20 protein-coding genes and 1 tRNA gene are annotated in these 22,422 nt (G+C 64.3%); 12 read left to right on the forward strand and 9 right to left on the reverse strand.

Annotation, left to right across the window (positions count from 1 at the left end):
• The first annotated feature begins 106 nt into the window (after positions 1 to 106).
• Positions 107 to 2,257 (forward strand): sodium-translocating pyrophosphatase, encoded by a 2,151-nt coding sequence (locus EGK63_RS10550; RefSeq protein ID WP_125901398.1) that lies wholly within the window; start codon positions 107 to 109, stop codon positions 2,255 to 2,257.
• Between the two features lie 118 nt (positions 2,258 to 2,375).
• Here the strand turns inward: EGK63_RS10550 and bamE are convergent, their stop codons facing one another.
• Positions 2,376 to 2,855, reverse strand: a complete 480-nt coding sequence (bamE, locus tag EGK63_RS10555; RefSeq protein WP_125901400.1) for an outer membrane protein assembly factor BamE — start codon at positions 2,853 to 2,855, stop codon at positions 2,376 to 2,378.
• A gap of 53 nt (positions 2,856 to 2,908) precedes the next feature.
• On the opposite strand from bamE, the gene EGK63_RS10560 reads away from it, so the two are divergent.
• From EGK63_RS10560 to EGK63_RS10605, 10 genes are all read left to right on the forward strand, one after another.
• The gene (locus EGK63_RS10560) at positions 2,909 to 3,472 is read left to right on the forward strand and encodes a ubiquinol-cytochrome C chaperone family protein (RefSeq protein ID WP_243637652.1); all 564 of its coding nucleotides are present in this window, start codon (positions 2,909 to 2,911) and stop codon (positions 3,470 to 3,472) included.
• Entirely contained in the window at positions 3,469 to 4,002 is a 534-nt protein-coding gene (locus EGK63_RS10565; RefSeq protein WP_125901402.1) for a DUF177 domain-containing protein, read from the forward strand. The genes EGK63_RS10560 and EGK63_RS10565 overlap by 4 nt, the downstream gene beginning before the upstream one ends.
• 96 nt (positions 4,003 to 4,098) lie before the next feature.
• The gene (gene plsX, locus EGK63_RS10570; RefSeq protein ID WP_256375779.1) at positions 4,099 to 5,181 is read left to right on the forward strand and encodes a phosphate acyltransferase PlsX; all 1,083 of its coding nucleotides are present in this window, start codon (positions 4,099 to 4,101) and stop codon (positions 5,179 to 5,181) included.
• The gene (locus EGK63_RS10575; RefSeq protein WP_125901404.1) at positions 5,178 to 6,155 is read left to right on the forward strand and encodes a beta-ketoacyl-ACP synthase III; all 978 of its coding nucleotides are present in this window, start codon (positions 5,178 to 5,180) and stop codon (positions 6,153 to 6,155) included. Before plsX ends, EGK63_RS10575 begins: the two co-directional genes overlap by 4 nt.
• 68 nt (positions 6,156 to 6,223) lie before the next feature.
• A complete protein-coding gene (locus EGK63_RS10580) occupies positions 6,224 to 6,532 on the forward strand; it encodes an integration host factor subunit alpha (RefSeq protein ID WP_125901406.1) in 309 nt (102 codons plus the stop codon).
• 5 nt (positions 6,533 to 6,537) lie between these two features.
• Entirely contained in the window at positions 6,538 to 6,954 is a 417-nt protein-coding gene (locus tag EGK63_RS10585; protein WP_125901407.1) for a MerR family transcriptional regulator, read from the forward strand.
• Between the two features lie 72 nt (positions 6,955 to 7,026).
• Positions 7,027 to 7,103: transfer RNA gene (locus EGK63_RS10590), tRNA-Pro, on the forward strand.
• 479 nt (positions 7,104 to 7,582) lie between these two features.
• The gene (locus EGK63_RS10595) at positions 7,583 to 7,789 is read left to right on the forward strand and encodes a hypothetical protein (protein WP_125901409.1); all 207 of its coding nucleotides are present in this window, start codon (positions 7,583 to 7,585) and stop codon (positions 7,787 to 7,789) included.
• On the forward strand, positions 7,744 to 8,175 hold the full coding sequence (locus EGK63_RS16765; RefSeq protein ID WP_243637653.1) for a hypothetical protein: 432 nt from the start codon (positions 7,744 to 7,746) through the stop codon (positions 8,173 to 8,175). The genes EGK63_RS10595 and EGK63_RS16765 overlap by 46 nt, the downstream gene beginning before the upstream one ends.
• A gap of 304 nt (positions 8,176 to 8,479) precedes the next feature.
• Positions 8,480 to 10,333 (forward strand): HipA domain-containing protein, encoded by a 1,854-nt coding sequence (locus tag EGK63_RS10605; protein WP_125901412.1) that lies wholly within the window; start codon positions 8,480 to 8,482, stop codon positions 10,331 to 10,333.
• A 274-nt stretch (positions 10,334 to 10,607) separates the two neighbouring features.
• Here the strand turns inward: EGK63_RS10605 and EGK63_RS10615 are convergent, their stop codons facing one another.
• Positions 10,608 to 10,880, reverse strand: a complete 273-nt coding sequence (locus tag EGK63_RS10615) for a hypothetical protein (protein ID WP_165906580.1) — start codon at positions 10,878 to 10,880, stop codon at positions 10,608 to 10,610.
• 1,647 nt (positions 10,881 to 12,527) lie between these two features.
• Entirely contained in the window at positions 12,528 to 12,995 is a 468-nt protein-coding gene (locus tag EGK63_RS10625) for a BON domain-containing protein (protein WP_125901419.1), read from the reverse strand.
• 1,061 nt (positions 12,996 to 14,056) lie between these two features.
• On the opposite strand from EGK63_RS10625, the gene EGK63_RS10630 reads away from it, so the two are divergent.
• The gene (locus EGK63_RS10630) at positions 14,057 to 14,332 is read left to right on the forward strand and encodes a SemiSWEET family sugar transporter (RefSeq protein ID WP_125901452.1); all 276 of its coding nucleotides are present in this window, start codon (positions 14,057 to 14,059) and stop codon (positions 14,330 to 14,332) included.
• An 8-nt stretch (positions 14,333 to 14,340) separates the two neighbouring features.
• Here EGK63_RS10630 and EGK63_RS10635 read toward each other — a convergent pair whose 3' ends face one another.
• From EGK63_RS10635 to EGK63_RS10660, 6 genes are all read right to left on the reverse strand, one after another.
• On the reverse strand, positions 14,341 to 15,480 hold the full coding sequence (locus EGK63_RS10635) for a hybrid sensor histidine kinase/response regulator (protein WP_125901420.1): 1,140 nt from the start codon (positions 15,478 to 15,480) through the stop codon (positions 14,341 to 14,343).
• Positions 15,477 to 16,052: a chemotaxis protein CheB gene (locus EGK63_RS10640; protein ID WP_125901421.1), complete on the reverse strand. Its 576-nt coding sequence runs from the start codon at positions 16,050 to 16,052 to the stop codon at positions 15,477 to 15,479. Before EGK63_RS10640 ends, EGK63_RS10635 begins: the two co-directional genes overlap by 4 nt.
• Positions 16,049 to 16,873, reverse strand: coding sequence for a protein-glutamate O-methyltransferase CheR (locus EGK63_RS10645; RefSeq protein WP_125901422.1), 825 nt, complete (start codon positions 16,871 to 16,873; stop codon positions 16,049 to 16,051). Before EGK63_RS10645 ends, EGK63_RS10640 begins: the two co-directional genes overlap by 4 nt.
• A 7-nt stretch (positions 16,874 to 16,880) precedes the next feature.
• Positions 16,881 to 20,261 carry a response regulator gene (locus EGK63_RS10650; protein WP_125901453.1) on the reverse strand — a complete coding sequence of 1,127 codons (3,381 nt, stop codon included), beginning with the start codon at positions 20,259 to 20,261 and terminating at the stop codon, positions 16,881 to 16,883.
• Positions 20,262 to 20,559: 298 nt separating this feature from the next.
• Positions 20,560 to 21,735 carry a zinc-dependent alcohol dehydrogenase gene (locus EGK63_RS10655; RefSeq protein ID WP_125901423.1) on the reverse strand — a complete coding sequence of 392 codons (1,176 nt, stop codon included), beginning with the start codon at positions 21,733 to 21,735 and terminating at the stop codon, positions 20,560 to 20,562.
• Positions 21,736 to 21,756: 21 nt separating this feature from the next.
• A complete protein-coding gene (locus tag EGK63_RS10660) occupies positions 21,757 to 22,326 on the reverse strand; it encodes an SRPBCC family protein (RefSeq protein ID WP_125901424.1) in 570 nt (189 codons plus the stop codon).
• Between the last annotated feature and the right edge of the window lie 96 nt (positions 22,327 to 22,422).

Raw genomic sequence — 22,422 nt, forward strand, 5'->3', positions numbered from 1 at the left:
TGCGTCCGTAAGCGCACGGGGGGACCGGAAGGCGGCCGAGAGGCGACAACGCCCGTAGCGCAGCCCATGGATCCGCGCGCCCAGTTGCATAGGGCTTGGAAACGCCATGACGTCATATCTTTGGCTGGTCATCGCGGCCGGCGCTCTGGGGGTGCTTTACGGCGCCGTCCAGACCGCCGCCCTGATGAAGGCCGACAGTGGTAATGAACGGATGCGTGAGATCGCCGCGGCGATCCAGGAAGGGGCATCCGCCTATCTGAAGCGTCAGTACACAACGATTGGCATTGTAGGGGTCGTGATCTTGGTCGCGGCCTATTTTCTTATCGGAACCTGGGCGGCGCTCGGCTTTCTGATCGGCGCGGTCCTGTCGGGCGCGGCGGGCTATGCGGGGATGCTGATCTCCGTGCGCGCCAACGTCCGCACGGCCCAGGCCGCGTCGCAGAGCCTGTCCAAGGGTCTGGACCTGGCCTTCCGCTCGGGCGCCATCACCGGCATGTTCGTGGCGGGCGGCGCTCTTCTGGGCGTGTCCGGCTACTACGCCTTCATGACCCAGGGAATGGGCCACGCCTCAACCAGCCGCGAGGTCATCGACGGCCTGGTGGCGTTGGGCTTCGGCGCCTCGTTGATCTCCATCTTCGCGCGACTGGGCGGCGGCATCTTCACCAAGGGGGCCGACGTCGGCGGCGACATGGTGGGCAAGGTGGAGGCGGGCATTCCTGAGGACGACCCCCGCAACGCCGCCACTATCGCGGACAATGTGGGCGACAACGTCGGCGACTGCGCCGGCATGGCCGCCGACCTGTTCGAGACCTATGCCGTCACCACGGTGGCGACCATGGTGCTGGCGGCCATCTTCTTCCGCAACCAGCCCTATGTGGACGTACTGATGCTGCTGCCTCTGGCGATCTGCGGCGTCTGCATCGTGACCTCGATCATCGGGACGTTCTTCGTTCGTCTGGGCAGGAGCGGGAACATCATGGGGGCCTTGTATCAGGGGCTGATCGTGACCGGACTGCTGTCGCTGATCGCCGTCTGGTGGGTGATCAACACCTTGTTGCCGGGCGCGGTCGAGACCTCAGGCGGCCTGCTGATCCAGCCCATGAACCTGTTCTGGGCGGGCGCTGTGGGTCTGGTGGTCACGGCGGCCATCGTGGTGATCACCGAATACTACACCGGCACGGGCTTCCGGCCGGTGAAGTCGGTGGCCAACGCCTCGGTCTCCGGGCACGGCACCAACGTCATCCAGGGCCTGGCCATGTCGCTGGAGGCCACGGCGCTTCCGGCCCTGACCATCATCGTCGGCATCGTCGCGGCCTATCAGTTGGCGGGCCTGTTCGGCATCGCCATCGCCACCACCACCATGCTGGGCGTGGCGGGGATGATCGTGGCGCTGGACGCCTTCGGCCCGGTCACCGACAACGCGGGCGGCATCGCCGAAATGGCGGGCCTGCCGCCGGAAGTCCGCGTTTCGACCGACGCTCTGGACGCCGTGGGCAACACCACCAAGGCCGTGACCAAGGGCTACGCCATCGGTTCGGCGGGCCTGGGGGCGCTGGTCCTGTTCGCCGCCTATGTGGAGGACTTGAAGTTCTTCGCGGCCGAGGCGGCGCCGGGCAGCTTCTTCTACGGTCTGGGGACGGTCGCGTTTGATCTGTCCAACCCCTATGTCGTGGTCGGGCTGCTGTTCGGCGGCTTGCTGCCCTTCCTGTTCGGAGGGCTGGCGATGACGGCGGTGGGGCGCGCAGCCGAGGCTGTCGTGGCCGAGGTCCGGCGTCAGTTCCGCGAAAACCCCGGCATCATGACGTTCGAGACCAAGCCGGAATACGGACGGGCCGTCGACATCCTGACCAGCGCGGCCATCCGCGAAATGATCGTGCCGTCGCTGCTGCCGGTGCTGTCGCCGATCGTCCTGTTCCTCGTCATCCTGTTCATCCAGCCGGACAAGGCCAACGCCTTCGCCGCCCTGGGGGCCATGCTGATGGGGGTGATCGTGACGGGCCTGTTCGTCGCCATCTCCATGACGTCGGGCGGCGGCGCCTGGGACAACGCCAAGAAGGTGATCGAGGAAGGCTTCACCGACATGAACGGCGTGGTTCACGGCAAGGGGTCCGAAGCGCACAAGGCCGCCGTCACCGGCGATACTGTGGGCGATCCCTACAAGGACACCTCCGGTCCAGCGGTGAACCCGATGATCAAGATCACCAACATCGTCGCGCTTCTGCTGCTGGCGGTGCTGGCGAGCGGCAAGATCGTCTGACTGCGCGTCGCTGAAACTGAAAACGCCCCGGAGAGCGATCTCCGGGGCGTTATCTTTTTTGCGCCTATGCTCGCGACGCGGTCGCTCACGACTTGTGAGCGCCTGTTTGTAGGGGCCGCTAGTCCGGGCGGCGCTGGCCGGGGACATCGTCCTCGGTGCGCGGCAGTTGGCCGCGGCCGACGTTGCCGAGCAGCTGTTCGAGGATGGTCAACTGGCGGCCGCGGGTCGGGGTCTCGCGGCGCTCCATGGCGATCTGGCGGCCATCTTCCAGGCCCAGATTACGAACAGAGGCGACCTTGCCGTCGGCTTCGCTGAAGGTGATCTCAGTCACGGTCCGCTGCGACACTTGGGGCTTGTTATAGGTGTAGCGCTGCGTTGTCTGGGTCAGGTAGTACCAGACGTTCTCCGACTCGAAGGTCGAGGTCGTGGACGGCGTCCCCAGCTTGGTCAGCACGGTTTCGCGGGTATCCACCCCGGACTGGATGTCCTGGGGTTTGGCGTCCACCGCCTGGAAGCCTTGGGTGGCGACAACCGGCGCGCAGGCGCCCGCAGCAGCAGCGAGCGAGGCGGCGATGATGAGCGACGTAAAACGGGGCATCGGCGATGGGCCTCTAGAAACAAGGTCTTTGACCTAACCGTCGCTGCGTCCTAGTGCAACGGCGCGGCGGAAAAGGGGCCGTAAAACCTATGTTCAAAACACTCTTCAAGCGACAGTCGCAAGACCGTCAGGTTCAGGCTCTGTACGCCCTGGCGGTCGAACAGGCGCGTCAGCCGGATTTCTACACCCATTTGGGCGTGGCGGACCGTATTGACGCGCGATTCGAACTTTACACCCTGCACGTACTGCTGCTGTTCGTTCGGCTGAAGCAGGAGGGCGAGCGCGGCGCCGATTTTGCGCAAAAGCTGTTCGACGCCTACGTCTCATCGCTCGACAATGTTCTGCGCGAGCTCGGCGTGGGCGACGTTTCAGTGGGCAAAAAGATGCGCAAACTGGGCGAGGCCCTGTATGGCCGCATGAGCGCCTACGAGAAGGCGCTGAGGGCAGGGGACCGTGACGGCCTGCAAGCTTCGATCGCCCGTAACGTCTTCGAGAGCGAGGATGCCGCCGTCGGCGAAGCTCTTACCCGCTACGCCGTTGAGTCGCATGATCGGCTGACGCGCCAACCTTCGGCTGCCGTGGAAAAGGCGCCGGATTGGGCGAAGATCGCCACATGACCATCCCCGTGATTCCCTACAGCGACCCCATCCGCCTGCATCAGATCGGCGCCGCCCTGACACGACGTCTGGAGCCCGACGTCGAAAGCCGCAGCCGTATCGCTCGCGCACTTGACCTGAAGTCGCTCGATCGATTCGTCGCTGATATCGAGATCGTTCCCACGGTTTCTGGATGGCGGATGTCAGGCCGCGTTCAGGCCGACGCCGTGCAGTCCTGCGTGCTAACGCTGGAGCCCCTGTCGGTGGCGATCAATGAACATTTTACCGTCAACCTGACCGAGACGCCGCAAGACGCGCCAGCAGACGAAGACGGCGAGATCGACTTGGAACTGGACGACAATTCGCCGGACGTAGTGGAGAACGGCCAGATCGACCTGGGCCAATACGCCGTGGAGCAACTGTCCCTGCACCTGGACCCCTATCCCCGCAAGGACGGCGCGGTTTTTGAACAGCCGCCGGAACCCGGTGAAATCTCGCCCTTCGGCGTGTTGAAAGCGCTGAAGCCGGCGGACGACGCCGACAAGAGTTGACCTAAGGTCGCTCAGGCGTCATCCACGGTGCGACATTTTCGTCCGACAGTCCTAAACTGAAGCGCCGCGGCAAGACGGCGACGGAGTCGATTTCACTTGGCATCACCGATACTGATCTCGCTCGACGCCATGGGCGGGGACCATGGGCCTTCCGTCGTGGTCGGCGGCGTGAAGGACTACATCGCCCGCTATGGCGGCGAAGGCGTGCGCTTCCAACTGCATGGCGACGAGGCCGCGATCCGCGCCGAAGTCGCTCGCAACGGACTGGCGTCCGGCGTCTGCGAGATCCGCCACACCGACAAGGTCGTCGGCATGGACGAGAAGCCCGCCCAGGCCATGCGCCGCGGCAAGGGCTCCAGTCTGTGGAACGCCATCGAAACGGTTAAGCTCGGCGAGGCGCAGGCCGCGGTTTCAGCCGGCAACACCGGCGCCCTGATGGCCATTTCCAAGCTGTTGCTACGCATGGCCGTAGAGGGGCTGGAGCGGCCCGCCATCGTCGCCAGTTGGCCGACCAAGCGCGGATTCACCGCCGTTCTGGACGTCGGCGCCAACATCGGCAGCGATGCGCGCCAGTTGCTCGAATTCGCCATCATGGGCGAGGCTTTCCAATCGGCTGTTCACGGCGTCGCCAGGCCCACCGTCGGCATCCTGAACGTCGGTTCCGAAGAAATGAAGGGCCATGACGAGGTGCGCGAAGCGCACGCCGTTCTGCGCACAGACGCCGTGCCCGTAAACTATAAGGGGTTTGTCGAAGGACACGACATTGCAGCCGGAACCGTGGATGTTGTCGTCACCGACGGCTTCACCGGCAACGTCGCCCTGAAGACGGCCGAGGGCACTGCGCGCTTCATCTCGGGTCTGTTGAAGGAGGCGCTGACCTCCGGGCCTCTGGCCAAGATGGGCGCCCTGATCGCCATGCCTGCGCTGAAGAAGATGGCGCGCCGGATTGACCCCAGCAGCGTCAACGGCGGTCCGTTGCTCGGCTTGAATGGGATCGTCGTCAAAAGCCACGGCGGAGCCACGGCTGAAGGTTATGGCAACGCCATCCGTGTGGCTGTCGATCTGGCCCGAAGCGACTATCTGACCAAGGTCAGCGCCAACTTCGCGCGTCTGTCGGCCGTCCTGGACAAGGGCGACTCCGCGTCCGACGAGGCCCAAATCGGAGAAGTCCAGCCGTGAGCATCATCCGCAGCGTCGTCACCGGGGTAGGATCATTCCTGCCCGAACAGGTCGTCACCAACGCCGACCTGACCAAGATCGTCGACACCTCCGACGAATGGATTGTCGAACGCACCGGCATCCGTCAGCGCCACAAGGCCCGCGACGACGAGCCGACCAGCGATCTGGCGGTCAAGGCCGCCGAGCGCGCCTTGGCTGACGCGGGCAAGACGGCGGCGGATGTCGATCTGATCATCGTCGCCACTACTACGCCAGACCAGACCTTCCCCGCGACGGCCGCCATCGTCCAGCGCAAGCTGGGCGCGCCGGTGGGCATCGCCTTCGACATCCAGGCGGTCTGCTCGGGCTTCGTCTACGCCATGAGCGTGGCGGACGGCTTCGTCGCGCGTGGTCAGGCCAAATGCGCCCTGGTCATCGGCGCCGAGGAAATGACCCGGCTGATGGACTGGACCGACCGCACGACCTGCGTCCTGTTCGGCGACGGCGCCGGCGCCTTCGTGTTGGAGCCGGGCGAGGGGCAGGGGACCAAGGATGATCGCGGCGTGCTGGGCTTCGCCCTGCGCTGCGAGGGCGCCAAATCGGATATGCTCTATGTCGACGGCGGCCCGGCCACGACCGGCACGGTCGGCCATCTGCGGATGCTGGGCAATCAGGTCTTCCGCCACGCCGTGGTGAACATCGCCGAGGCCATCACCGCCGCGGCCGAGGTCGCGGGCGTCGATATCCCCGAGATCGACTGGTTCGTGCCCCATCAGGCCAATCAGCGCATCATCAAGGGCGTGGGAGATCGCCTGGGTCTGGACGAGGACAAGGTCATCTCGACCGTGGCCATGCACGCCAACACCTCGGCCGCCTCCATTCCCCTGGCGATGGACGTCGCGATCAAGGACGGGCGGATCAAGAAGGGCGATCTGGTGCTGGTCGAAGCCATGGGCGGCGGCCTGACGTGGGGCGCCTGCGCTTTCCGATTCTAGGTTCGCATTGAGGGCTTTGATTTTCTGTCATTTTGCCCTTCAATGCCCCGCCATTGGAAAGCGGGGAGATGTCAGTGTCCCAGACCCTTACTCGGGCTGATCTGTGCGAAGCCGTTCACGAGGAAGTCGGCCTGTCGCGCCAGGAATGTTCCGGCATGGTTGAACGGACGCTTGAACTGATCGTCGAGTCGCTTGAACGGAGCGAGACCGTCAAACTGTCTGGCTTCGGCGTCTTTCAGGTGCGCGAAAAACGCGCGCGTATGGGACGCAACCCCAAGACCGGGGAACCCGCCGCCATCAACCCCCGCCGCGTCATCAGCTTCCGGGCCTCCCAGATCATGAAGGGCCGGGTGCACGACGCCGTCGTAGAGACCTGAGTTCATTGGCCAAAAGCCCTAGCGCCTTTCGTACTATCTCCGAAGCCTCCGAAGAAGTCGGCGCGCCTCAGCACGTCCTGCGTTTCTGGGAGACGAAGTTCGATTTCGTCGCTCCGGTGAAGCGCGCGGGCGGGCGGCGTTTTTACCGTCCTGACGACATCATGGTGCTGAAGGCCGTTCGTCGCCTGCTGCATGACGAAGGCCTGACGATCCGTGGCGTACAGCGCTTGGTAAAGGATCTGGGGCTGACGCGCGTCGCGGCCTATGGCGATCCGACCGCCAGCCTCGAAATCGATTCGGGCCTACGAGCGGAAACTGCGGCTTCCGGCGCGACACAGACCATCGATCACAACCGTCTGGCGCAGGTTTTGGCCGACCTGGAAGCGGCTCGCGCACGTCTGGAAGGTGTTCTTCGTCTTTAGGACGGAAGTTGTTGTCGATAATGCGTTTTAGGGTTTGCGGAGCGCGAAACCCCCGTCTATACGGAGCGCCTTCGGAGCGTGGCGCAGCCTGGTAGCGCACTTGACTGGGGGTCAAGGGGTCGCAGGTTCGAATCCTGTCGCTCCGACCATCTAAATCATTGATTTGGAATGGTTTTGAGGGGGTCGCCGTTTGGCGGCCCCTTCACAATTCCGTTTTGGGGCACATATGGGGCACAGCTCTGATTCGGCGGCCATCGCTGTGCATGGCTGAGCATCGTGTTTGCGAGGCGGCTCGGTTTTTCGATTCGGTTTCAGGCTAGGCACGTTGGCGGCGCCGGGCCGCTGTTCAGGACTGTGCCGGAGCGAGACCGCCCGGACGACGCCGGGGATGTTGTGTTCCCTGTGGCGCTTTCCTGTTTCATCGCCATTGTCGGCTTGGGGTTTGTGCGCCACCCCGAAGTCCAGGCGTCTCTTGCCCACTTAGGTCGACTTAGGTCGCCGTCCAATCCGAGCTGTCCATGTCCAACGTCGTTCCCATACGCCCCGTGGTGAAGATCTGTTCGCCACGGATTCATACAAGCAGGCCCTGTATCCTCTGGCGAGCCGTGCGATCGTCAATCTGACGGACATGCCGCCTTCCGGGTATGTCCGGGAGGCGCTGGTCAATCCCACGGTGATGCTGGTCGCGGCGACCGCCATGTTCAAAGGGACGCTGGATCGGCCGTGGGGCGCCGCTCTGCTGCGCGACCTGGCCAACATGCTTGAACGTCAGGGGCTGAAGCAGATCCCGTGGGGCCAGACAATTCCTATCACCGCCCGGCTATCCAAGGGCTGATCGATCACGATGAGCCGCCATCCTACGAGCCCGGCTACGACGACGCGATGCTCAAGCTCATGGCGGATCTCGAACAGGAATTCGTCGATGCCGTTGAGCGGCGCATAGATCGCTACCTCGAAGCCGTCGAAAGCGCGGACGAACAGGTTTTGTACGAGTCCTTCACTTACAACAAGCGTGTGAACCGGCTCGCGACGATTCAGGAGCACTACATGATCGTGCGAGCGCTCGAACGAGGCGTTCCTGAGGAGAAGCTGGCGCGCGAGCTGAATGTCATCCGGCAACGGCGTCATCTGCTGGCCGGGCGTCATCCTGAGTTTCTGGAGAACTTTCGCGCCGTCGTTCAGGCAGCGTCGCTCGATCAATCGGCAGCGACGAGCGTCTGACGATCAGGCCGGGGACCGGGACCCATAAGCGCCTGACCTTCGGAGAAGTCGCCGTGTGGGGCGGATCAAGGGCGGTGGCAGGGACGGCGGCGAACCCGTTCTGAGCCCGCTAGATCAGTCGGCATAGGACTGGCTGGTGCCGCATGTGCGGCATGAATGTCCGGAGCGCGTCGACGTAGGGCCGCGTCGGGGAGCTCCATGCCTGCCTTGTGTCGGAATTATCGCGCATCTCACATGCGCGATAATCCTTGCTTCGTCGAGCGAGACATGGAATTTACACGCATCTCAGATGCGAGAAAATCCAATGCCGCTCTACTTGGTCGGAGAGACGATTGACGCAAAGCGAGCCCATCAGCGCGCCCAAGCCGGCGAGCTGATCCAACTGGTGCGCGGCGTCTATGTCGATCACGACGCCGACGCCGATGCCACGGTCCTGGGGCACGCGGTTCGCATCGCGCACTACCTTTATCCCAACGCCTATCTGTCGTCCGCCAGTGCGATGCTGCTCTTGCCCACGCCGGATGGGCGGTTGTTCCTCAGCGGCCGGCGCAATCAGCGCACGCGGATACGAGCGCTGGAGATCGTCCAGAACAAAGCACCGGCCCATCCTTCGACCGCGACGGCGGTGGTCGGCGACGATCTTGGCGAGCTGCACATCGACGTCTCCTCGCCGCGCCAGCGCTTTCTGGAGGCCTTCCGGCTGCGCAGCGAACACGCCAGCGCGATTACCGCGGACATGCGCGTCCAGATGGCCGCACGGCTCGTCGAGGAGCATGGCGCTCCCCAGGCCGCAGCCGACGCTGTCTGGGCGTTGGCGCGAGAGAACGGATGGTATCGCGAGGGCGAGGGCGCCGAGCGCTTCCTGATGGCGCAGCCGGGCACGGCCAAGGCGCCGGTCAACAAGGCCGCGCTCGATCTCCTGGTCGCCTGGCATGGCGAGCCGCTCGGTAGGCTGACTCATGACGGGTTCGAGTGGCGCTGGAAGCCGCAGCGGCGCACTGGCCCCGTACTGGTGCGCGAGACCACACCGGGCAAGCTGCCGGCGTTCATCGAGTCACTGTTGCCGGAAGGCTGGCTCGCCCAGGTCCTGCATGAGCGCGACGAACGCGAGGCCTTGCGGCGCGGGCGGCGCTACATGTCCAACATCACCGTTGTGGAGAGCCGCGAGGAGCTGACAGGCTTGCCAGCCGACGTGCTCGACACAAGGCTGGCCAGCTTTTCCGAGGATGGCCGCTTCACGGGCATCTATGCCGGACCGGCGCGCGGTGAGATCGAGGAGACGTTCGAGCAGAGCCTGGCGCGCATCTTCGCGCGGGCCGAGACCCCGCGCCTGTCGGGCATCCAGATCAAGGCGCCTATGAGCCTGACCTCAGAAGGGAGCCTCGTTCCTGCGACGGACCAGCCGTTCACCCATATCCTCAAGCCCGCCGGTACGGCGGGGTTCGAGACGTTGCCGGTCGTCGAATGGCTGTGTCTTGAGCTTGGTCGGGCCGCAGGCTTTGAGGCGCCCGACGCAGCTCTGATCGACATGCCCGACGGGATGCCGCCGGCCTTGTTGGTCGAGCGTTTCGACATTCGGCGCGGATCGAACGACCACCGCCGTCTGGCGCTGGAGGATTTCTGCTCCATTCTCGATCTTCCAACTTCCGCAAAATACGACGGCACGATCGAGCGCATGGCCCGGGGTCTGCGTCCGCTGTCGACCGATCCCGCCGCCGATCTGGACATTCTGTTCCGACGAGCGGTGTTTGCCTGGCTGATCGCCGATGGCGACATGCACCTGAAGAACCTGGCCATGCTCAAGATGGCCGAGGCGGGCGCCAAGACGTTCACGACCGTACGCTTCGCGCCCCTCTACGACGCGGTCACTACCCGGGTCTTTCCGGGCCTCGCCGTCGACCGAATGGCGCTGAAGCTCAACGGCAAGGACGATCGCCTGACGCGGCAGGATTTCCTGGCGTTGGCGCGCACCATCGGCCTGACCGCCAGTGACGCCCAGTCGGCGATGAACGAGATCGCCGATCGGCTCACGAAACGCGCCCAGACATTGAGCTTGCCAGCGTTCGCGGGTCAGACCGATGCGGCGCGAGGCGTGCAGGACAAGGTGATCGCCCTGATCGAGGCCCGATGCGCCCGGCTTGGCGGTCCAGCGGAATAAGCGCCCTGCGCGCCACGGCTGCAATCGGATTTGCAGCTCGGCGAGATCCTCGGCCGCCGTTTCCGTTCCGAGTAAGGGTGAGTTGAAAGCTTCGAGCACGCTGCCGAGCCGCGCGCCGCCTTCTCGTCCTTGTAGTCGGCCAACCACATCGCAAAACGGCCGCGCATCTGGAACTTGTTGATGGCCGGCTTCTTCCCTTCGACGACCGGGTGATCGACCTCGATCTGCGAGGGACGGATGGAAAGGGCGTCGAAGATCGCCTTGCTGACGCCGCTCACGCGATCGGCGGCGACTTCGCGCCGACCTCGCCCTCGACCCGGCGAGCCGTGTCGCCGCACGCCGCCTTGGCCACACGGTCAAAGGGACCTTTTGCCGAGCTGCTGATGTAGAGAAGGCCGCTGGCCTGGTCCCAGTGCAGCATGTGCAGATCCCAAGCGACGTTGATGGCGTGCAGCCGCATCACGTCCAGAACTTCTTCGTCGAGGCCTTCCAGCACCTTGGCGGACGGATGAAGCGGCGGGAGGGGACGCGCTGGGAGATCACCCATGCCGTCTTCGAAGAAGCTCGCGAGGCGCTGCGAGTTCTGGATATGGCGGTCGCCAACGCTGCGGCCACGAGCCGCGGCGTCGTCGGCCGACTGACGCTTGGCCTCACCGCCTTCCTGTCAACCGGCCGGCTGCCGAAGGCGCCGTCATAGGCCTGCTTATCGCTCGTGGAAGGGGCGCGAGACGCGGAGTCCCGCAGCGGGCGTCGGGCCTTACGCTCCGAGCTTCAAGGATGAGGATCGTCAGTGACGTCGGGCTCGCTGGACTTGGTCGGCATCGCTGTCCGTTTGACATATTTGAACGCGGCTACGGCGACGGCGATGCAAAGGGCGCAGAGGATAGGCAAGACATAGTTCATAGTCGGTCTCCGACGATCCAACCCTTGCCCATCCGCCTGAACGCGCTGCTAATCCGCGCAAGCCCTGCAGCAACAGGCACAGCCGCGAGACAAACGAGGATGAAGGCGAATAGATCGTCCATATCCAACAAGCGCTCCGTGCGCCGCTAAAGTTCCTCGTCGCAAATAGGTCATTCGAAACCGGAAAAAGCAGCAAGCGCGAGTAGAGCCAAGGTCGCGATCAATACGGACCATTCGCCGAAGCTGGGCCGCCGTGTGGGACGTCTGCGCAAATGAGACCCTTTGGTGTGATCCGGACTTGCGATCGCCGAAGGGGGCTGCGCCGCCTGACGCCGATCGCGGAGAAACAGCATGACCTGAGCTTAGCTCCTTCGATGTTTCTCGCCTCTAACTTGTGATGATTAATCGCGCCGCATCCGACTTTCACCAGGGTTTCGTCGGAGGGACGCGACAGCGCCGGTCGGCGGGTTGGCAGTTCGCCGCCTTCTCCCGGTCGGCGGCGTACGATCCGCCCCCCGGCGGCCGCCAGGCCTTTTCGGACGCATCCTGAAGGGTGGAAGATACTCCGCGCAACGCCTGATCGCTGAAGCCGCGGGGGTATCGCTCGGATATTCTATTTGTCGCCCCCCAGGTGAACGCTGTGGTTCATGCGCGAGGCTTTCGGTGCGCAAGGCCTTCCTTGCTCGGAGTCGGCGCGCGCGGCGTTCTCTTCTGACGCGGGGCATCGGCAAGCGTTCTGCGATGAGCACGACCGAACCGTTGCAGCAAAGAGCGCCGAACGCCCAGCGAGCAGCCTTCCGTCGCCTAATCAGACCCATCTCGACGCGCTGTCACGTGCCGCGCGCCATCTCCGCTTGGCGAGGCGGGCGAGATCCCCCCTTTCACCGAGGGAACCAACGACGGCTCCGCCAGTTGGCTTCTTGCAGCCGCCATCCTCTGCGACTGTCCTCTGTTGAACCGCTGAGCCCCTCCCTGGACGCCCCAAGAGCCAGGCGAGGGGCTCTTCGCTTCGGCCGTACGTTCTGCGCCGCCAGAGGCGGCCGCCCCGCGCCGAGCGGGCCGGCGGTTTCAGCGTTTGAATGCCGGGCGGCCGTGCTGATCGGCTCATCCTGCAAACTTGGCGGAGCGCCTCGATGTCCCACACAGACTGAGGAGAGGCGGCCGCCGATCAGTCTCCGAACTTACCGCTCAGGGGCGCGTCGGCGGTCAGTAGGCCAGTAGGGCGTCGGCCCCACGCCAGCCGACCCCGCCGCGTGTCGGCCGGGGTCGGGAAGGCGTTCACGGCTGTGCTTTAGCGGCCGTCGGTGACGTCGCGGACGGTTTCGGGCGCCGCCATGGCGCTTGTCGCGCCGGGGGTGCGAGAATCGTTGATCCGCAGATTATTTTGCACGTGCTTCACCCCGGAGCAGTCATCGGCGAGGTCTTCGGCGCGGCGCTTGTCGTCGCGAGAGCGGACCGTACCGCCCAGCGTGACCTCGCCGCCGGTCACGCTAACCTCGATATCGGACGCGTCGACGCGCCAGTCGTCGCTGAGCCGGTCCGATACGTCCTCGCGGATGCGTTCGTCAGAGCGCGTGTAACCCCGAGGACCGCGACCTCGATTATTCTCTATCTCATCCATTTCTCGGCGGCGGCGGGCGTCATCATCCCCGCCCCAGGATTTGACTTCGTCCTTGGTGCGGTCCCACCAGCTGCGCTCGTTGTCGCGGTCTTCATCTCGATACCCTGGCCCGTAAGGGGGACGGCGATCCCCGCGCACAGAGCGTTCATAGCCGGATCCGGAAAACCCCTCATTGTGGAGGGAGCCGTAAGGGCGCGCACGTCCAAGCGTGTCGTCTGGACTGTACCCATAGCGGCGAGCATAGGCAGAGCCCTCCTCGGGTCGCCGACCTTCGCTCGGATCATAGCCCGCCCGCTCTCGCGAATAGCCCCGGCCTTGGCGGTCCCCCCATAGCTTCCATCATAGGAGGAGCGGCCGCGATCTCCAAAACGCCGCTCGCCGCCGTGGCGGGACCGATCCTCCGGCCAATCCCGCCTGCTGTCGTCTTCTCTCCAGCGGTCGTCCGCCATGTCTCGCTCCCTTGAATGATCTTGATGATTAGCCGCGTTTGGCGGCCGGTCTGATAATGATCCGGAAGATGAGCCGTTCCGCCGGAATAAAAGGTCGCGCGAGGTCTTGTTCAAGCTTAAGCGTTTCTTCGCGACTATAGACGAGAACGGAGCCGCTGACGCCGCCTTGCAGGCGAGGTCGTCGCGTGGCCCCTTTTTGATTCTCTGACGTCAGCCGGCGGCGCCTCATCTCTGACCAGCGCGGTTGAATCCGCCGTCATGGGCCTCATGAGGGAGGAGAACTCCCTTGGCCGCTATCCACCTGTTCCCTCGCCGCGCCCAGGCCCAGGTCGACCCCGTGATCGCGAAGAATCTCGCCAACGCTTCACACCCCAGAACCGGCAGCGGCGTACCGAAGCGCGATAACCAGGCAGCGGCCAAAGTCTGCTCATTTACTGTTAACATTCATACTCCTACGCGGAGAGCTCCCCGCGAGAAGGTAAGCGCAGAAATGGCGATTTCTGTTCCCATCAACTCAATCTTGAAGGCGGGGACGTGTCGATCGCGATACCTTCGGCGTCCTCGCCGGCAGGATGGTCTTCTCACGCGTTTGACGCCGTCGCCTCTCACGGTCTTCTGGCCATGACGCGCGCCTCCTAGCGACTCCCGCGATCCGGAGCGGCGCGGACGCGCCGTCCGATTTTGGCGGATTTCCGCTGGGGCGAGGAAAGGGACGTCGGAACAGCCGAGCCGGCCTCACGTTGGCCGGTCATGGATGTCCATCTTGCGAATATCATCGGTTCGGCTGCAGCGATCTGCTCGATTACGAGCTTTGCTCCACAGGCTTACAAGATCTGGAAGGAACGCGACGCCTCGGCGGTCAGCCTAAAAACCTATTCTCTAACCGTCAGCTGCTTCATCCTCTGGACCATCTACGGCGTTATGACCTCAGCGTGGCCGGTGACCTTCGCCAACGCCTGCGCCCTGGTGATGGCTTCGGCCGTGCTTCTCATGAAGTGGCGCTTCCGCGATGGAAAGTCAGCCTGAAGGGTCGATCATGCCGCGAGGGGAAAGCGAAGGGTGAAGCAACTGCCTTGACCGGGGCCGTCGCTGGCCAGTTCGATCGCGCCTTCGTGCATCTCCACCAATTGTTTGACGAGAGCGAGGCCGATGCCCAAACCTTCGCGCGAGCGATCGTCAGGGCCTTTGGATTGGGTGAACAGCTCGAAGATGCGCCCTTGAATTTCATGCGGCACGCCTACGCCGTTGTCGGCGATGTCGATCCGCACCTCATCGTCATCGATCTCGGCTGAAAGGCGGATTCGGCCCTGCGGCGGGGTATATTTGGCGGCGTTGGTGAGCAGATTGCTGATCACCTGCGACAGGCGGGTGAAATCACCCTCGAGCCACACGGGTTGAGCGGGCAGGGCGACCGTCAAATCATGGGCGCCCGCATCGATCTTGGGCCGGCTCGTATCGACGGCGGATTCGATGATGCTGTGCAGATTCACCCGTTCTCGCTGGAGGGAGATCTTGCCCTGGTCGATACGGGCGACGTCGAGCAAATCCTCGATCAGGCGGGAGAGGTGGTGGGCCTGAACCTCCATCCGCCCCTGGATGTCGGCCTTGAGGTTCTCGTCCGATTGGCGTTCCAGAAGCTGAAGGCCGGCGCGGAGCGCCATGATCGGGTTTCGCAACTCATGGCCCAGCATGGCGATGAAGTCGTTCTTGCGCCGGTCGGCCGCGCGCAGAGCGTTGGCGTAGACTTCCAACTCGTCGCGCTGGGCGAGAATCTCCATGCGCTGGCGGTAGAGGTCGATGAAGACGTTCGCCTTGCTGCGCAGGATATCGGTTTCGATCGGTTTCTGAATAAAGTCGACCGCTCCGGCCTCATACCCCCTGAACCGACGCTGCAGATCGGCGCTTCCCGCCGTGACGAAGATGATGGGGACGTGGCGCGCGTTCACATTGCCGCGCATGAACTCGGCCAACTGGAATCCGTCCATGCCGGGCATCTGCACGTCCACCAGGGCGAGGGCGACGTCGTGCACCAGCAGCAGCTCAAGCGCCTCGTCGCCCGAGCAAGCCTTCAAGCAGACCACGTCCTCCCGCTTCAGCAGCGCCTCCAGGGCGAGCAGGTTCTCCTCGAGGTCGTCGACCAGCAGGAGGTGAATCGGCTGTTGCGGGCTGGTCATTCTGTTCCGAGACCTTTCAGATGTTGGGCGATGCGTGCGAGCGGAAGGACACGCGCCGCCGCGCAGGCTTTGCGGGCGGCCAGAGGCATGGCTTGGGCGTAGGCGGCGGCGGGTTCCTCCACCAGGGCGACCCCGCCTGCGGCGGTGACCGCGCTCAGTCCCGCAGCGCCGTCCTCATTGGCGCCGGTCAGGATCACGCCGGTCAGGCCGGCGCCGTAGGCGTCCGCCGCGCTCTCGAACAGCACGTCGATGGAGGGGCGCGAGTAGTTGACGACCTCGTCGGAGGACAAGGCTAGATCGCCGTTGCTCTCGATCAGGAGGTGGTAGTCCGAGGGGGCGAAGTAGACCACCCCGGGACGGGCGGTCTCCTTATCTTCGGCCTCCTTGACCTCGAGAAGGCATTTGGTTTCGAACAGGGGCGCGAGGACGTTGCTGCGGTCGGCCGGGACGTGCAGAACGATGAAGATCGGCCAAGGGAAGTCCGCCGGCAGCGTCGGGAGGAGGGCGAGCAGCGCCTGCACGCCTCCCGCGGAGGCGCCGATCGCCACCGCCCGTTGCGGCGACGGGCTCATGGTTCGCGTTTCCTATAGATCTTCTCTGCCGGGACGAACTCGGAAAAGGCCGTCGCATGCTGCGAGAAGCGCAGGCTTTCCTTCGATCCGATCCCCAGAAAGCCGTTGCGCGTGAGAGAATCTTTGAACAATCCCACGGCGCGATCCTGGAGGCCCCGGTCGAAATAGATCATGACGTTACGACAGGAGATGAGCTGCATTTCGGCGAAGACGGCGTCCGTGACCAGGCTGTGGTCAGAGAAGACGACATTGGCGCGCAGCGACTTGTCGAAGACCGCCCGGCCATAATCCGCCCTATAGTAGTCGGACAGGGACGAACGGCCGCCGGACTTCTGGTGATTTTCGGTGAATTTGCGGATTCGATCGAGGGGATAGATCCCGGCTTCGGCGGCGCGCAGGGCGTCGGGATTGATGTCGGTGGCGTAGAAGAGGGTGCGGTCGAAAAGGCCTTCTTCGCGAAAGAGGATGGCCATGGAATACAGCTCCTCCCCGGCGCTGCACCCCGCGATCCACACTTTGAGCGAAGGATAGGTGCGCAGATGGGGCAGGACCTGCTCGCGCAGGGCGCGAAAGTAGCCGGGATCACGGAACATCTCGCTGACCTGAACGGTCAGAAAGGCGAGCAGACGCGGCAGCATTTCGGGATCGTGCAGCACGCGTTCCTGCAGGGCCGTCAGGCTCGGCATGTGGAAATGGCTGCGCGCCTGAAGCAGGCGGCGCTTGATCGACGCTCGGGCGTAGTGGCGGAAGTCGTAGTGGTAGCGCTGGAAGAGCGCTTCCAGAAGCAGACCGATCTCAATGTCCTCGATCTCGTTCGTCATGGCGAGTTCAGCGGGGCATCCAGACGCGGACGAGGGACAGCAGCTTGTCCACGTCCAACGGCTTGGCCATGTAGTCGTTAGCCCCGGCCGCCATGCAGCGCTCCTGGTCGTCCGGCATGGCCTTGGCGGTCAGCATCAGCACAGGCAGCGTCTTCCAACGCGCGTCCTTTCTGAGCTCGCGCGTGGCTGTCAGGCCGTCCATGACCGGCATCATCACGTCCATCAGCACCAGATCGACAGCCTTCGAAGGATCGGTCGAAGCCTGCTCCAGCGCCTCAAGCGCTTCCTTGCCGTTGCGGGCGATCTCCACCAGGGCGCCGCGCGGTTCAAGGACATTGGTCAGGGAGTAGACGTTGCGGACGTCGTCCTCGACGATCAGAATTCGACGCCCCTCCAGCACGGCGTCGCGGTTGCGCGCCTTGCGGATCATCTTCTGCTGCTCGGGCGGCAACTCCGACACCACCTGGTGGAGGAAGAGGGAGACCTCATCCAGCAACCGCTCCGGCGATTTGGCGCCCTTGATGATGATGGAGCTGGAGTAGCGACGCAGCTGTTGTTCATGCTCGGGCGACAGGTCTCTGCCGGTGTAGACGATGACCGGGGGGAAGCTGTAGCCGCCTTCGCGGCTGAGGGTTTCCAGCAGGGAGAAGCCTGATGCGTCGGGCAGAGTCAGATCCAACACCATACAGTCGAAGGTTTGGGTTCTGAGTTGCTCCAGACACTCGGCGGCGGTGCCCACGCCTACGGTCTCCACTTCGCCGGAAGCCAGCAGGCGGCTCACCGCATCGCGCTGGACCAGATCGTCTTCGACGATGAGAACGCGGCGCACGGTGCGGGTCAGCTTATCCTCCAGGGTGCGCAGAACCTCGGCGAGATCCTCACGCTTCACCGGCTTGACCAGATAACCGACGGCGCCCAGCGAAAGGGCGGTCTGGCTGTGATCCTCGGCCGAGACGACGTGGATGGGGATGTGACGGGTGTCGTCGTCGCGCTTCAGCACGTCGAGGACGGTCAGCCCCGACTGATCAGGCAAGCCGACGTCCAGCACGACCGCGCTGGGTCGATGACGCTTGGCCAGCTTGAGGGCCTCTTCCGCCGTGGCCGCCACAATGCACTGGAAGCCCAACTCGCGGGACAGGTCGCGGACAATGGCGGCGAAGCGGTCGTCGTCTTCGACCACCAACAGGAGGCGGCGCGTTCCGGCCAGGCGATCGCGGTCGTCCTCGATGCTCGCAGACACGGACTGACGCCGCTCTGGGAGCGGTTCCGAGTGGGGCGAAACATCCGGGGCAGGGGCGAGCGTTTCGCGGGGGGCGACCTGCGCGGCGTCATAGGCGCGCGGCAGAGTCAGGGTGAAGACGCTTCCTTCGCCAAGTCGGCTTTCCAGCCCTATCTGTCCGCCGAGCAGGCGCGCCAGTTCGCGCGAGATCGACAGGCCGAGTCCTGTGCCGCCATATCTGCGGCTGATGGTCCCGTCGGCCTGGTGGAAGGCTTCGAAAACGCCCTTCTGCTGCTCGGGAGATATGCCGATGCCGGTATCCGACACGGCGAAGGCGATCTTGTCGTCCGGCTTGGCCGATATGCTTAGCTTCACCAAGCCGCTTTCGGTGAACTTAAAAGCGTTCGACAGCAGATTCTTGAGAATCTGCTCGAGCCGCTGGCGGTCCGTCTCTATCACGTCGCCCCCGGCCTCTAGGTTGATTTCGAAGGCCAGACCGCGATCATCCGCCACGGGTTGGAAGAGTTGTCGGACGTCCTCGGTCAACCGCTGCATCGACACCGCCTCAGGGCGAGCCTGGATGTGGCCGGCCTCGATCTTGGACAGGTCGAGGATGTCGTTGATCAGGGCCAGAAGGTCGTTGCCCGACGACTGGATGGTGCGGGCGTAGTTGACCTGTTCCTCGGACAGCGTCTCCTCTGGATTGTCGGCCAGCAGTTTGGAGAGGATCAGCAGGGAGTTGAGCGGCGTCCGCAGCTCATGGGACATATTGGCCAGGAAATCAGACTTGTATTGGCTGGCCTGTTCCAACTCGCGCGCCTTCAACGTCAGGGCCGAGGCGCCGCGTTCCAGATCGTCGCGCTGGGTTTCCAGGATCTGAGCCTGCTCCTCGAGCTGACTGTTCGTCTGTTCCAACTCCGCCTGCTGTTGCTCTAGACGGATCTGGGATTCTTTGAGCGCCCGACCTTGTTCCTCAAGCTCTTCGTTGGAGACGCGAAGCTCTTCGCTCTGGACCTGGAGCTCCTCCGCTTGGCGCTGGGTTTCTTCCAGCATGTTCTGCAGCTGGGCGCGATAGCGCGCCGAGCGCAAGGCGGTGCCTATGGCCGGTGCGGTTTCATTGAGCAGCGCCATGAGCCGGTCGTCCGGCGGCTGCAGGAACCCGAGCTCCAGAACCGCATTGACCGCCCCGTCTGCACGTGCAGGCATGATGATGAGATGCCGGGGCTTGTCACGGCCCAGAGCCGAGCCGATCGTCAGATAGCCCTCGGGAACGTCGGAGACCGCCAGGGCCTGCCCTTCTGCTGCGACCTGGCCTAACAGCCCCTCGCGCGGCCCAAACCGCTCAGCGATCGGCGCGTCGGACGGGACGCCAAGCGCGGCGATGCGCCGATAGAGGCCGCCTTCGCCCTTGAACAGGGCGGCGGCCTGCACGTCGGCGTAGCGGGCCAGATAGGCGAGAATGTTGTCCCCCAGCTGCTCCAGCGACTGATCGCCCATCATGGCGGCGCCGAGACCCACCTGGCCTTCATGCAGCCATTCCTGGCGCGCGCGCGCCTGCGCGCTGCGACGGATCAGGGTGAAGACGGCGATCGTCAGAACCGCCCCGAGCAGTCCCGACAGCACGCCGCTGATCAGCGCCGTGCGGTAGGCCGCCTCCATTTCGGTCAGGCGCTGCCGCCGCACGCTCTGCTCTTCCTGACGCATCTGCGCGATCTGATCGCGGATCGCATCCATCTCGCGTTTGCCCTGATCCGTGGTCATGCGCGCGAGGGCGGCCTGCAGGCCCTCAGAGCGGCGAATCCGGAGGGTGGCGTCGAGCTCAGCCAGCTTGGCGTCGAGATGGGCGCGCAGCTGTTTCAGGTGATCTTGCTGGGCGGGATTGTCGCGGGTCAGCTCAGCGACGTCGTCCTGCCGTCGGCTGAGGTTCCGAGTCGCAGCCTCATAGGGCTGCAGATAGGCGGCGTCGCCGGTGAGCAGATAGCCCCGCTGGCCGGTCTCGGCGTCCTGGGCGGCGGACAGCAGCTCATCGACGGCGACGATCACCTGGTGCGTGTGGATGATCTGCTGGTTGTTGGCGCGCAGGACTTCAACATTCCGCCAGGCGATGAGCCCGGTGGCGAGGAAGAAGGAGAGGACCAGAGCCAGTCCCAAAACCGCCCAGGCTTCCATCTTCGAGCCCGCAGACGGGCGACGTGACGACTTCATCAAGTTGTGAACCTTGGAGGAGCAGCGAGAGCGCCCTGCCTAAGGACGCGAACGGATCGTGCAATAACCTATGCTGGATTCTGCACAAGCTCACCAAAGTCGGCGGAAGGCGTATCAACAGGTTCCGACGGTCCTCAACCCCCGGGACGAGAATCCGTCGCACTAAACAGCCGGAAGGAGGGACAGGGCTCCCTGGGCCGGCCGTTTAAGACGCCGGACAAAGAGCTCAAGGGCGCCGCAACCGCGCCGCTTTTCGGAGTTTTCACCCAGGGTGAAGCACCACCTTCGTCCATTCGTTCTGGTTCTCCTTGAAGTTGCGGTAGGCTTCGGGGGCCTGTTCCAATGGGAGGCGGTGGCTGATCAGGTCGGTCGTGTCGATCCGGCCGTCCAGGATCATCTCGAGCAGGGCCGGCAGGTAGCGCTGCACATGGGTCTGGCCGGTCTTGAGAGTCAGGCCTTTCTGCATGAAGGCGCCGACCGGAATCTTGTCGGCGAAGCCGCCGTAGACGCCGGGCACCGACACCGTGCCGCCCTTGCGCACCGCCATGATGGTTTCGCGCAGCACATGGGCGCGGTCCGTGCCGATGCGGGTCGAGGTCTTTACGGCGTCGACGATATTGTCGGGCGAAAATCCATGGCTTTCCATGCCGACGGCGTCGATGCAGCTGTCCGGCCCGAGGCCCGCCGTCATTTCCTGCAGCGCCTCGCGCACCCTGACCTCGTGGTAGTTGAGGACCTCGGCCCCGTTGGCCTTGGCCAGGGCCAGGCGGTTGGGGTGGTGATCGATGGCGATGACGCGGCCGGCGCCCTGAAGGAAGGCGCATTTGATCGCGAACAGACCGACCGGCCCGCAGCCCCAGACGGCCACCGTATCGCCGCGCTCGATCTGGCAGTTCTCCGCGGCCATCCAGCCCGTCGGGAAGATATCCGACAGGAAGAGCACCTTCTCGTCCTCGACGCCCTCCGGAATCTTGATCGGCCCGTAGTCAGAGTAGGGCACGCGCGCATACTCGGCCTGGCCGCCGGCGTAACCGCCGGTCAGGTGGGAATAGCCGAAGGCGCCGGTCATCACCTGTCCGAAGGCGATCTCCGATGCCTCGGCCTTGTCCGCCGGATTGGAGTTGTCGCAGGCGGCGGGGAGGGATTTCTGGCAGAAGAAACATTGGCCGCAGGCGATGACGAAGGGCACCACGACGCGGTCCCCCTTCTTCAGGCTGGTGTTTCCGCGCCCGACCTCGACGACCTCTCCCATGAACTCATGGCCCAGAATGTCGCCGTTCGACATTCCCGGGATGTAGCTGTCGTAGAGATGCAGGTCCGAGCCGCAAATGGCCGTGGCTGTTATCCGAATGACGGCGTCGCGAGGGTTGATGATCTCCGGGTCGGGAACGGTGTCCATCTGGACGTTGTGCTTGCCGTGCCAGGTGAGGGCGCGCATGGGCGATCCTTTCTGCTGCGATCAGGGGTGGCGGGAGCCGCGCGGCGCAGCATCCGGCGCCCTTGAGGTCGAAATCTCGCCCGTCTCCATAAGCTGTTTGAAGCGCCGCAGCTCGCGCCGCGCCTGCAGCCGGGGCTCGCGCTGCATGACCTTGGCGATCGTCTTGCCCACGACCCCGCCGGGCGGGTCGTAGCTGATGAAGAGCCGCACCTCCGTGCCGCGGCCGAAAGGATTGTCTCGGAACTCGATCCACCCCTCGTGGTCGACGTCAGAGCCTTCGGTCGAAGACCAGGCGATACGGCGGTCCGCCTGGTCCTCGGTGACCACGGAAGTCAGTTCGACGTCCTTTCCGCCTGGTCCTTCGACAATCCAGCGGGAATGCGTGAAGTCCAGAACTTCGACAGACTTCACCGTCTCCGAGAAGGCGGGCAGGTTCGAAAGGTCGCGCCAATAGCCGTAGAGGGCCGATCGGGGGCGCCGGATCAGCACGGCGCGCAGGCTGTCGGCCGCGTGGTCGCCCTGGTGAAGGTCGCTGTCGCGGAACGCGGCAGAGCCCACATCGGCGTCAGTCGAAATCGGACGATCGGTCATGTCTGGCTCCCTTGCGTGAAGGGCAATGGACCGAAGGCGGGTTCGTTGCGGAGATCGATGAAGTGACGGGTATCCGACAGCCGGACCCCCGATCCG

Source organism: Brevundimonas sp. 357, assembly GCF_003938605.1.
Lineage (GTDB): Bacteria > Pseudomonadota > Alphaproteobacteria > Caulobacterales > Caulobacteraceae > Brevundimonas.